Origin of the sequence: Arthrobacter sp. UYEF21 (assembly GCF_040546085.1) — a bacterium.
Classification (GTDB): Bacteria; Actinomycetota; Actinomycetes; order Actinomycetales; family Micrococcaceae; genus Arthrobacter.
On the sequence record NZ_JBEPNF010000013.1, the window covers coordinates 60,304 to 72,683 of the forward strand.

Below are 12,380 nucleotides of genomic sequence, written 5' to 3' on the forward strand. Positions count from 1 at the left end.
GGGTGCTGCTGAATCCGCTGGTAGTCATCACGTTGCTGGTCGTCATGATCACTGCCGGGTGGCTGATGTACACCGGTGGAAAGAGCATCATCGCTCAGGCGCGGCCCGGCGCGAACCTGTTCCCTGCGCTCCAGGTGACCGCCGCGGCCGTTCCGGTGCCGTCTGGCCCGTCGGCGCCCGCCGGAACGGTAGGTGGCTGGAACGTCAGCCACACCGGGGATGCCCAGACCTCGCTGGAGCTTGTCAAGGGGCAGATGGACGATCAGGCGCTGAAGCTCGACATCCCCCGGTACGTCTCTGGCGATGTCACCCTGACTAGTCCACGGGTGAATATAAAGCCCGGTGAGAGCTACCTGTTCAAGGCGTTTGCCTCCAGCGACGAGGACTTCAGGCTCCTGGCCCGCCATTACCACGCTGACGGCAGCACGACTCTGGAGCAGCTGCGGAACCCACTCGAGCGACCGGGGAATTCCCCGTTCACGGTGAGCGACGCGTTTAATAGCGGAAACACCACGACCGCGGTGGAGTACGTCTTTCGGCTCACGTCTAAGGGGACCCTCCGGGTCGAGGGCGCCTACCTCGAGGCGGCGGATGACGTCCGGGTGGCGCCCGCCATAACGACAGGCCCGAACCTCATCCCCAACCCCAAGCTTGCAAGTGCGGAGCCGGGCGAACCCACCTCCTGGTCCACGTACACCTCCGGGTTGTCCACCGTGGAGTCAGGTCGAAGCGAGGACCAGGCTGGCAGCTTCCTCTGGACCCGCACCTCGAACTACGCGAGCGGCGAAGCGAAGTGGCAGTACGAGCCGGTCCCGGTGACCACCGACCGCTACTTCGAGTTCGCCGCGACCTACCGGTCCGAGCGCGACGTGGACGTGGTGGCGGAGTTCGAGCTCGCGAACGGTGGCCGTGCGTTCAGAAGCCTGGAGACGATACCGCCGGCGGGAGAGTGGACGACGATCAGGGAGTCGTTCCAGGTCCCCGACGGAGCGAAGACCGCGTTGGTCACGCTGGTGTCGCACGGGAACGGCACCACCGGCGTCCGCGACTATTCGCTGATCGACGTCACCAAGCCAGGACCCCTGCGCTGGGGGCAGCCAATGGTATCGATCACGTTCGACGACGGCTGGCAGTCGGTGTACGACCGCGCCCTGCCACTGCTGAAAGAGCACAACTTCCGGTCCACCCAGTACGTCAATGCCAGCTCCATCGAAACGCCGAACTTCATCACGGCCGCCGAGGTGCAGCAGCTTCACGCGGCCGGACATGAGATCGCCGCACACAGCTTCGAACATGTCGATCTCACCTCGATCGGGGTCGACCGGCTGGACCAGCAGCTGCGGAAGAGTGAGGAGGTCCTGGCTGCTGCCGGCGTCAGCACCGACGACCTGGCAACCCCGTACGGACGGTCCGACCCCCAGGTCGACTGGTACGCGAGCAAGTACTTCAACATCGTGCGCGGGACTGACGACGGCATCAACACGCGGCAGAACCTCCAACCGCACGATTTGAAGGTGCTTTACATAACCGACGAGACCACGCCGGAGACCTTGGCCGGAGCGCTCGCAGAGACATCCCGAATGAACGGTTGGCTCATCCTCGTCTACCACCAGATCGCGACCCCCCAGTCGACCGGCACCCAGGAAGGCACTATCGCGGCGGACCGGAGCACCATCACCAGCGACGTCCTCGCCGCGCAGCTGAAGCTCGTGGCGAAAAGTGGCATCCAAGTCCAGCCGGTCGCGCAGGCGTTCAAGCAGTTGCAAGGCCCGTGACCACCATTCGGCGGGGCAACCCGGCGACGTCGGTCACCCGAAAAGAACGGATGAACTCATGACCAGAACCAGATCCAGCATGGCGCGGGGGCGCGCCAGGCTCGCCACCATCGGGGTGGCGGTGGTGACCATGGCCGCCGCTCTGCTGACGCCCGGGGTGGCGAACGCCGCGGTGGACAACCCCGCGCCCGGGCCGCTGGTGTCCTTCACCTTCGACGACGGCATGGCCAGCGCGCTCACGCAGGCCGCGCCCACACTGCAGAAGTACGGGCTCACGGGCACGAACTACGTCATCACCGACTGCATCGGCATGACAACCGCGCCGAACACCTGCCGCGCCAACACTGATGTGCCGTATATGACGTGGGCCCAGGTTAGGCAGCTGCGGGACACCTACGGTTGGGAGATTGGATCGCACACCGTCGACCACCAGTGCCTCGTGAGCGTTGGAAACGACTGCCAGGCCACCAAGCTGACGGCCGCCCAAGTCGACGCTGAGCTGGCCAACAGCAGGTCTGCGCTGGCGGCACAGGGCATCACTGCCACCGCGTTCGCGCCGCCATACGGCGACTACGACATGTCGGCGCTCGCCCAGGTGGCCAAGTACTACAGCTCGATGCGCGGCTTTGCCGATACGGGCAACAACATCTGGCCTCTCGGTGACTACCTGCTCCGTGATGTCCCCGTGCAGGAGGTCACCACCCCGGTCGCCAATTTGAAGGCCCAGGTGGACGCCGCGATCGCTAACAAGCAGTGGGTCGTCTTCACCTTCCACGACATCAGGCCCACCCCGAGCCGGGTCCCGGACGACTATCAGTACGGCACGGCGGAGCTGGGCGAGCTCGCCGCCTACGTGCAAACGAAGGTGACGGCCGGCCAGATCAAGAACGTCAACGTCAGCAAGGGCCTCGTGAATGGGTCGCCGAACAAGATGCCGAACCCGACGTTTAACACCGGCATCGCCGATGGCTGGCGGACCGACGCCCCGGCGACGATCACCGCCGACGCCGCGAACAACGGGAGCTACCCCGACTTCGCCAAGTCGGTGAAGCTGGTCTCGGGCGCCACGACGGGTCACTTGTTCTCGCCGGCACTTCCCGTGTCGCCGACGACGAATTACATGTACAAGGCCTTCCTCAACGTGGCTTCGATCACCACCGGTGAGGTCGGGTTCTACGTCGACGAGTACAACGCCGCCGGAGCCTGGGTCTCCGGGCAGTTCCGCAAGCGGGAGAATACGCGGTGGGTGGAGTCGATGAACTTCACCTACACGCCGAGCTCGACCAATGTGGCCTCGGCGAGCCTGCAGATCTGGGTGATCGGCACCGGCATCACGGCCTACGTGGACAACGTGCAAATGCTGGCGCTCGGCGCTGAGGCGACGCCGCCGCCGGCGTCCAACCTCGTTGCCAACGGTACGTTCGACGCCGGTATCAGCTCGGGCTGGACGACTGACTCGGCTGCCACCATCGTGGCCGACGCAGCGAACCACGGGAGCCCGGCCAACCCGGTGAACTCGGTCAAGCTGACCGCCACCACGGCGAACAAGCACCTGTTCTCCCCGCAGGTCGCGGTGACGCCCGGTAGCTACAAGATCGCCGGGTACCTCAACGTCGCGGCGCGAACCAGCGGTGAGGTTGCCTTCTACATCGACGAGTACAACGCCGCCGGGCAGTGGATCTCCGGGCAGTATAAGCTCGGTGTAGCGGTCGCCGGCGTGACCAATGTCGACCTGACGTACTCGCCCAGCACGGCTACTGTGGCCAAGGCGAGCGTGCAGGTCATCGTCCAGGGCAACTCGGGAGTGCAGGCCTACTTCGACGACGTCCGCTGGACCAAGCCCTAACGACGAGGAAGAGGACACAGGATGGCCGGGCGCGCGCACGCACTGATGGTGGTGCTGGCGTCCGGCCTCCTGCTCGCCCTCGCGGCCTGCACGCCGAACCCGACACCGGAGCCCGACATGGTAGACCTGCTCCAGCAGGATTGGCAGCACACGCCGGGGGTGACGGTCGAACAGGACGGGTTGCAGGTCGCGGCCACCACAAGGAGCATCGTCAAGCAGGGCGGCGGGGGAAGCCAGTCGAACCCGCCGCTGAACCTGGCCGGCACGCACCTGGTGGCCAAGGGGGACTTCTCCCTCAGCGTGTCACTAACCGATGTGACAGCCGATGCGTCCTGGACCGTCTACGACAGCCCGCCGGTGATCGCCGACGAGTTCCGGATCGAGCCGGCGGGCCTGCGCCTCACCCTCCGCGGCGACAACCTCGAGATTGCGGTCTTCGACGGCTCGCCCCAGCATGACGTGACCAACCCTCAGCCCGCGCACGACGAGCACGTGACGGTCTCCGATCCGGCGGCCGCGCTCTCGGTACGCCGGTCCGGGGGCACGCTCGAGATCGCGAGCGGCGGGAACACCGTGTCATCGATGCCACTCGGCGCGGTGTTCGAGTCGGGGAAGCTCTGGCTGGGGCTGTCCAGTGATGGCGGTTCCTTCCAGGTCAGCTCCCTCACCGCCACGGCTCCGAAGGGCGCCTCGCTGAGCGCCGCAGGACCCGCAGTCGCGCAGGCCGAGCAGTCGGCGGACGGGCTGCAGGCCCTGGCCGCCCGGATGCGGCCGGACTTCAAAATCGGTGCGGCGGTGGCGCTGGGTCCGCTTGGCTCAGACCCGGACTACGCGCGGGAGTTCGTCGGCAACTTCGGCGCCCTCACGCCGGAGAACGCTATGAAGCCGCAGTTCCTCTCCCCACAGCAGGGCGTGTACACGTTCCAGGAGGCCGACGCGATCCTCGCGATCGCCGAGCGCAAGGGCATGGCGGTGCACGGCCACACCATCGCCTTCACCGAGGCGATGCCCCGCTGGATGAGGGATCTGCCCAGCGGCTCGGAGCCGGAGCGCCGTGCCAGCTCCAAGGCCCTGCTCGACTACGTGACTACCGTGGTGACGCACTTCAAAGGACGGCTCGACTCGCTCGACGTCGTCAACGAGCCGTTCGACGTCGACCAGGGGACCAGTTTCCAGCAGAACATCTGGTACCGCGTCTTCGGGCCCGGCTACCCGGCGGTCGTCTCCAAGGCCGTCTACGACGCCGATCCGGACGTCAAGCAGTACATCAACGAGAACGGGGCCGACGTGCCGGGGCCCCGCCGGGACGCCCTGCTCAAACTCGCGCTCAACACCAACGCGCTGGGCGGGCACATCTACGGCGTCGGCCTTCAGGCCCACATCTACGACCTCGAAACCGACGCCATCTCCGCCAGCCACCTTACCGATACGCTCAAGCGCTTCGAGGACGCCGGGCTGCACGTCCGCATCTCCGAGAACGACGTCACGGACGGCCAGGGGACGGCCGCCCAGGCGAAGCAGTACGCCACGGTGCTGGCCACCTGCCTGCGCTCGTCCGCCTGCGTGTCCTACACGACGTGGGGCGTGGACGACCGCTACGACTGGCGGATCGACGAGAAGGGCAGCCTGCAGCAGGGCCACGACTTTCTGTTCGACGGCGGAAAGCCGACGCCTGCGTACGACGCGATGAGGCGTGCGCTGGGCGGCTGACCGTCGGGGCGTTATTCCAGGAACGCCGGGCTGAACAGCAGCTGCAGCCCTTCGGCAAGGGACTTTCCTGCTTTGCCGCCCCCGATGACAAGTAAATCCACGTTATGGGACTGCATTCAGCTTGGCCCGCTTCCTTGCTGTCGAGTTCATGCCTGCCATCCGCAGCATATCCACGGTCAGAACCAGCAGCGCCAGCCACACCACCCCAAAGCCGATCCACCGGCCCGGCGTCATGGCCTCCCTGAACACCACCAATGCCACCACAAATTGCAGCACCGGCGCCAGATACTGCAGCAGCCCGATGGTGGTCAGCGGCAGCCGCCGGGCTGACGCGCCGAAAAACACCAGCGGTACGGCGGTAAGCACGCCGGAGGCCGCCAGCAGCCAGAAGTGCCCGGCGCCCTGGCTGGCCAGCGTGGCCGAGCCGCTCAGGCCCAGGAACACCATGGTGGCCGCGGCCACCGGGGCCAGCACCATGGTCTCGACGCTGAGGCTGGTCACGGCATCCACCTTGGGGCCAACACGCTTTTTCACAAACCCGTACAGCCCGAAGCTGAAGGCCAGCGTCAGGGCAATCCACGGCAGTTTTCCGTAGCTCACCGTGAGCACGCCCACCGCTACAAAACCGATGGCGACGGCGGCCCACTGCAGGGTGCGCAGCTTCTCCTTGAGGACAAAAACACCGAGGAGGACCGAGACGAGGGGGTTGATGAAGTAGCCCAGTGAGGCTTCGACTGCCTGGCCGGTGGTTACGCCGTAGGTGTACGTCAGCCAGTTCACGGCGATGAGGGCGCCGGCGATGGTCAGGGCGCCGAACACGGAACGGTTCCGGAAGGCATTGCCGAGCGGACCCCAGGATCGCGTGGCGGTGATCAGCAGGACACAGAAAATCAGCGACCACACCACACGGTTGGCCACGATCTCCACAGGTCCGGCGGGCAGCAGCGCAATGAAGTACAGGGGAAGCAGCCCCCACAGCCCGTAGGCGCCGATCCCGAAGGCGATTCCCGCCGTCGTCTCTTTGTCTACAGCTTTGAGGGCGGGGGATTCGGCACCGGAGGCGTTCCCGCCCGCGGGCCCCGGGGACTGGCCTGGGGAGGTGGCTTTTGCTGAGTGGACGGATCCGTCGGGAGTGGGCACCTTTGCAATAACACCAGTTGTTGGACGCGTATTCCAGCCGTTAGTCAGTACGCTTGCCTTTATGGAACGGACAAACCGGCAGGATGCGGCCCCGTGAGGCTCCGCCGCAGCAACGCAAACGGCCGCGGCTACCGGCGCGTGGCCGCCGGCACGGGCTTCAGCTACCGCGACCTGGACGGCTCCACGTTGCCCTCGGGGACCGTCCGGGACCGGCTTGAAAGCATCGGGATCCCGCCGGCCTGGACGGACGTGTGGATTGCGCCGTTCGACAACGGACACATCCAGGCCACCGGCATGGATGCCGTGGGGCGGCGGCAGTACATCTACCATCCGGAGTGGCGTGAGCGGAAGGACCGGCTGAAGTTCGACCGTGCCCTGCAGCTGGCGGAGTCGTTGCCCACGGCCCGCCGCCTGGTGACACTGGACCTCCGAAGCGACGGCCCCAGCCGCGAACGCGTCCTGGCGGCAGCCTTCAGGATGCTGGACAGCGGCTCCCTCCGGGTCGGATCGGAGCAGTACACGAACGAGAACGGCAGCCGCGGCCTGGCCACGCTCCTGTGTGCGCACGTCCACGTGCGCAAGGAGTGCCTGGAGCTGAAGTTTCCGGCCAAGAGCGGCAAGGACTGGGAATCGGAAATCCACGACGCCGACCTCGCCGCCCTGGTGCGGACCCTCAAACGGCGCGGCGGTAACGCCCGTCTCCTGGCGTTCAAGAATGGCAGGGCCTGGCATCCGGTCACCAGCGCCGACATCAACGCCTACGTCAAGGAGCGCACGGGCCTGGACTTCACGGCCAAGGACTTCCGGACGCTGCACGGGACCGTGGCAGCCGCCCTCAGCCTCGCGCGCAGCGGACCCCAGGAGAAAGTGGGGGCACGCAAGCGCGCCATCAGCATGGCCATGGAGGAGGCGGCGGCGGTGCTGGGGAACACGCCGTCAATCGCCCGCAAAAGCTATGTTGACCCCCGGTTGCTGGACCACTTCGCCGCGGGGGAGACCATCGATCCGCACCGCGCGCAGTCCGCAGAATCCGAAGTCCGTGCGCTGCTGTACCGGGAAGGTGACGTGGTGCCGCTGCAGCGAAGCGGTTAGGCCCTGGCTGAACGCCGCATCCTGGCACGCACATTAAGGACCACGGCACATTTAGAATAGGGACACTGGGCGCACCCTGCACTATGCGCTTCCGTCGCAATCTCCTCGTTCCAGAAGGGCTCCCGGTGTCCAAACCAGGCGAAACCACCTCCAAGCGTCCGCTCCGCGTTGCCATTGTGGGCGCGGGACCAGCAGGTGTGTATGCGGCGGACATCCTGACCAAGTCCAACGGCGTCAAAGACGGGGACTTCGAGGTCAGCATCGACCTGTTTGAGGCCTACCCGGCGCCCTACGGTTTGATCCGCTACGGGGTCGCGCCTGACCACCCGCGCATCAAGGGCATTGTGAACGCTCTGCACAAGGTCCTGGACCGCGGCGACATCCGCTTCCTGGGCAACGTCACCTATGGCCGCGACCTGACCCTGCATGACTTCCGGGCCTTCTATGACGCCGTGATTTTCTCCACCGGCGCCATCAAGGACGCGGACCTGCGCATCCCCGGCATCGGGCTTGCGGGCTCCTTCGGCGGGGCGGACTTCGTGTCCTGGTACGACGGCCACCCCGATGTCCCGCGGGAGTGGCCGCTGGATGCACACGAAATCGCCGTGATCGGCAATGGCAACGTGGCCCTGGACGTCGCCCGGATGCTGGTCAAGCACGCCGATGAACTGCTCACCACGGAGATCCCGGACAACGTCTACCAGGGCTTGAAAACTTCGCCCGTCACGGACGTGCACGTCTTCGGCCGCCGCGGGCCCGCCCAAGTGAAGTTCACCCCGTTGGAGTTGCGCGAGCTAAGCCACATGAAGGACGTGGACATTGTGCTGTACCCGGAGGACTTCGAATTCGACGAGGCCTCCGATGACGCCATCCGCAGCAACAACCAGATCAAAACCATGGTCAACACCCTCACCAACTGGCTCGTGGAAGAGCACGCGGAGGCGGAAGAACCGTCGTCCCGCCGCCTGCACCTGCACTTCCTGCACAGCCCGGTAGAGATTTCCGACGACGGCGGGTCCGGCCATGTTGCCGGCATCAAGTTCGAGCGGATGGAGCTGGACGGAACCGGCAACGTGAAGGGTACCGGCGATTTTGTGGACTACCCGGTGCAGGCCGTGTACCGCGCCATCGGCTACTACGGCTCGCCGCTGGATGAGCTGGAATACGACGCCAAACGCGGCGTGGTCCCCAACGAAGGCGGCCGCGTGCTGGACGCCGAAGGCAACGCGGTCCCCGGAATCTACGCCACCGGCTGGATCAAACGCGGACCGGTCGGCCTGATCGGCCACACCAAGGGCGATGCCCTGGAGACCATCGGCTTCCTGCTGGAGGACCGGCTCACCCTGCCCCCGGCCCAGAACCCGGATCCGCAGGCCATTGTCGATCTGCTGCACGAGCGCGGGGTCGAATTCACCACCTGGGCGGGCTGGATCAAGCTTGATGCGCACGAAGCAGCCCTCGGCGCTGAGTGGTCGGAAGGTGAGCCCGGCACCGACGGGACCGCCGCCGTCGTACGTGAACGCATCAAAGTAGTACCGCGCAAGGAAATGATTAGCATCTCCCGCGCCTGATCCGAGTTTTTGTCCAGATAATGCGGCTTTTTCGCCCCCAAACGGGCATTATCTGGACAAAAACTCCGGAGGGAGTTCGATGACGAACCTGATCCGTCCGGCAGTTCCCGGCACCGATTCCGAGGGGCTGGCCCAGCGGCATGCCCTGGCCGCCCACGAGCAGCTCGACGCCCGCGCGTTTCCGGACACGCCGGAAATCCCCGGGCTGCGTCGGCTGATCCGCGAATCCTGGCAGCGGTCGGCTCGGCTGAAAGCCAATCCGGACAACCCCGAAGCGCCGCTTGCCCTGGATACGGATGAGCTGGAGGAATACCGCAGGCAGCACCCCCTGGCAAGCATCATGCCCGTGATCCACAAGCTACTGGTCCAGCCCAGCCACGACAGCGGGTTGCTGGTGGCGGTAGGGGACGAGGTTGGCCGGCTGCTCTGGGTGGAGGGGGATCCAGCCCTGCAGCGCCGCGCGGAAGGCATGATGTTCGTGCCCGGCGCTGACTGGTCAGAGGCCACCGTCGGCACCAGTGCACCGGGAACAGCCCTGGCGTTGGGCCGCGGCATCCAGATTTCCGGGGCCGAGCATTACCAGCGGTCCGTGCACGCGTGGAGCTGCACCGCCGTCCCGTTCTACGACCCGGATTCCGGCGCGCTGCTGGGCGTTGTGGACATCACGGGCAAGGCCACCGCGGTGGCCCCGCACACCTTGTCACTCGTCGAGGCGACCGTGGCCGCCGCGCAGGCGCAGCTGCGCGTTGAGCGGCTCCAGTTCGCGGCGACGCTCGCCAGCCGGCCGGCCCGACGGCGGACCACCAGTACCGTGCCCGGGTCCAGTCGGGCCGGGGGAGCCGGCTCCGGCGGGAAGGCAATCAGTCTCTACCGGAACAGCCTGCAGATCCTGGGCCGCGACCAGGCCGTGCTCAGCATCGAAGGCAAGACTGTGGTGCTGTCCGCCAGGCACAGCGAAATCCTCGCTCTGCTCAGCACGCACCCGGACGGCCTAACGGCTGAGGAACTCAGCGACCAGCTCTACCCGGGCGGCGGTTCCACCATGACGCTGCGCCCGGAAATGGTCCGGCTGCGCAAGATCCTCCAGCAGCTCAATCCGGCTGCCGTCCCCACATCGAGGCCGTACAAGCTCAGCATGGACCTGGTCCCGGACAGCGGCCAGGTGCTGAACTGCCTGCAGCGGGGCGCCCACCGGATCGCGCTGGAAATCTACCGCGGCGCCGTGCTGCCGCGGTCTGAGTCCCCGGGCATTATCAGGCTCCGGGCTCGGGTCTCCTCCCTGATGCGTGAAGCGGTGCTGACCGACGGCAGCGCCGAGACGCTGCTCAAGTACGCGGCACTTCCGGAGGCGAAGGACGACGTCGACGTCCGGACTGCCGCGCTCAAGCTGCTGCCGCCGCGATCACCCAAACGGGCCGCCGTCGTCGCCGACCTTGAACGGCTGGAAGCCGAACTCGGCGCCTAACCCCCGCCGCGGGTGCTCGAAGCCTGGGCCCACGCCTGCCGGGTCCCTGGCCGAGCTTACGAGGCAAGGGGAGCAGGTGGGACCGGCAGTGAGCTGGCTCACACACGCGCAACCTGACCGCAACCCTTACACTCCTACGCTGATGGCAACGGCGGCGCCGGCATCAAGGCGCCACCTCCGGCACAGCAAAGGAGCTAGCAATGACTGTTTACGCACAGCCCGGTACCGATGGTTCGAAGGTCACGTTCAAGGACCGCTACGAGAACTGGATCGGCGGCGAGTGGGTTGCCCCCGTCAAAGGCCAGTACTTCGAAAACATCACCCCTGTCACCGGCAAAGTCTTCTGCGAGGTGGCCCGCGGCACCGCCGAGGACATTGAGCTGGCCCTGGACGCCGCCCACAAGATCGCGCCGTCCTGGGGCAAAACCTCCGTGGCCGAGCGTGCTGCCATCCTGAACAAGATCGCCGACCGGATCGACGAGAACCTGGAAATGCTCGCCGTCGCGGAATCCTGGGACAACGGCAAGCCCGTCCGTGAAACCCTGGGGGCGGACATCCCGCTCGCCGCGGACCACTTCCGCTACTTCGCCTCCGCCGTCCGTGCCCAGGAGGGCCGGCTGTCCCAGCTCGACGACGACACCACCGCCTACCACTACCACGAGCCACTCGGCGTCGTAGGCCAGATCATCCCGTGGAACTTCCCCATCCTGATGGCCGTCTGGAAGCTGGCCCCCGCCCTGGCCGCGGGCAACGCAGTGGTGCTCAAGCCGGCCGAGCAGACGCCGTCGTCCATCCTGGTGCTGATGGAGCTCATCGGCGATCTCCTCCCGGCCGGCGTCCTCAACGTGGTCAACGGCTTCGGCGTCGAGGCCGGCAAGCCGCTGGCCTCCAGCCCGCGGATCCGCAAGATCGCCTTCACCGGCGAGACCACCACTGGCCGGCTGATCAGCCAGTATGCCAGCCAGAACCTCATCCCGGTCACCTTGGAACTCGGCGGCAAGAGCCCCAACATCTTCTTCAACGACGTCGCCGCGGACACCACCGACGCCTTCTACGACAAGGCCCAGGAGGGCTTCGCGCTCTTCGCGTTCAACCAGGGCGAGGTCTGCACGTGCCCGTCGCGTGCCCTGGTCCAGGAAGACATCTACGATTCCTTCATGGCCGACGCCGTGGCCCGGGTGGCGAAGATGATCCAGGGCAATCCGCTCGACACCGAGACCCAGGTGGGTGCCCAGGCCTCCAACGACCAGCTTGAGAAGATCCTCTCCTACATCGACATCGGCAAGCAGGAGGGCGCCAAGGTGCTCATCGGCGGCGCACGCGCCCAGCTCGAAGGGGACCTGGCTGGCGGCTACTACGTCCAGCCCACCGTGTTCGAGGGCCACAACAAGATGCGGATCTTCCAGGAGGAGATCTTCGGCCCTGTTGTTTCGGTGACAAAGTTCAGCGACTACAACGACGCCATGGGCATCGCCAACGACACCCTGTACGGCCTCGGTGCCGGCGTTTGGTCCCGCAACGGCAATGTTGCGTACCGCGCCGGGCGTGAAATCCAGGCAGGCCGCGTCTGGGTCAACAACTACCACGCCTACCCGGCGGGCGCCGCGTTCGGCGGCTACAAGTCCTCAGGCATCGGGCGGGAAAACCATTCCATGATGCTGGACCACTACCAGCAGACCAAGAACCTCCTGGTCAGCTACAACGAAAACAAGCTCGGCTTCTTCTAGGCCCTGCCCACCTTCAACCGGCATATCACCGCTACAACAACGCAAGGATTTCGC

The 12,380-nt window shown here is 66.1% G+C and carries 8 protein-coding genes; 7 read left to right on the forward strand and 1 reads right to left on the reverse strand.

Annotation, left to right across the window (positions count from 1 at the left end):
* Nucleotides 1–2 precede the first annotated feature (2 nt).
* The 3 genes from ABIB27_RS13910 to ABIB27_RS13920 are packed head-to-tail and all read left to right on the forward strand — an operon-like array spanning nt 3 to nt 5,331.
* Nucleotides 3–1,775 (forward strand): polysaccharide deacetylase family protein, encoded by a 1,773-nt coding sequence (locus tag ABIB27_RS13910; RefSeq protein WP_354216435.1) that lies wholly within the window; start codon nt 3–5, stop codon nt 1,773–1,775.
* Nucleotides 1,776–1,833: 58 nt separating this feature from the next.
* Nucleotides 1,834–3,621, forward strand: a complete 1,788-nt coding sequence (locus tag ABIB27_RS13915; RefSeq protein ID WP_354216436.1) for a polysaccharide deacetylase family protein — start codon at nt 1,834–1,836, stop codon at nt 3,619–3,621.
* Between the two features lie 21 nt (nt 3,622–3,642).
* A complete protein-coding gene (locus ABIB27_RS13920) occupies nt 3,643–5,331 on the forward strand; it encodes an endo-1,4-beta-xylanase (protein ID WP_354254069.1) in 1,689 nt (562 codons plus the stop codon).
* 102 nt (nt 5,332–5,433) lie between these two features.
* Here ABIB27_RS13920 and rarD read toward each other — a convergent pair whose 3' ends face one another.
* Complete coding sequence (rarD, locus tag ABIB27_RS13925; protein ID WP_354216504.1) at nt 5,434–6,480, reverse strand: EamA family transporter RarD; 1,047 nt, start codon at nt 6,478–6,480, stop codon at nt 5,434–5,436.
* A gap of 84 nt (nt 6,481–6,564) precedes the next feature.
* Here rarD and ABIB27_RS13930 point away from each other — a divergent pair, with 84 nt between their 5' ends.
* The 4 genes from ABIB27_RS13930 to exaC all read left to right on the forward strand — a co-directional run bounded on the left by ABIB27_RS13930 (nt 6,565) and on the right by exaC (nt 12,326).
* Complete coding sequence (locus ABIB27_RS13930) at nt 6,565–7,563, forward strand: DNA topoisomerase IB (protein ID WP_354216438.1); 999 nt, start codon at nt 6,565–6,567, stop codon at nt 7,561–7,563.
* A gap of 83 nt (nt 7,564–7,646) precedes the next feature.
* On the forward strand, nt 7,647–9,134 hold the full coding sequence (locus ABIB27_RS13935) for an FAD-dependent oxidoreductase (protein ID WP_502909222.1): 1,488 nt from the start codon (nt 7,647–7,649) through the stop codon (nt 9,132–9,134).
* Nucleotides 9,135–9,213: 79 nt separating this feature from the next.
* Nucleotides 9,214–10,599, forward strand: a complete 1,386-nt coding sequence (locus tag ABIB27_RS13940) for a helix-turn-helix domain-containing protein (RefSeq protein ID WP_354216440.1) — start codon at nt 9,214–9,216, stop codon at nt 10,597–10,599.
* A 200-nt stretch (nt 10,600–10,799) separates the two neighbouring features.
* On the forward strand, nt 10,800–12,326 hold the full coding sequence (gene exaC, locus ABIB27_RS13945; protein WP_354254071.1) for an acetaldehyde dehydrogenase ExaC: 1,527 nt from the start codon (nt 10,800–10,802) through the stop codon (nt 12,324–12,326).
* The last annotated feature ends 54 nt before the right edge of the window (nt 12,327–12,380 follow it).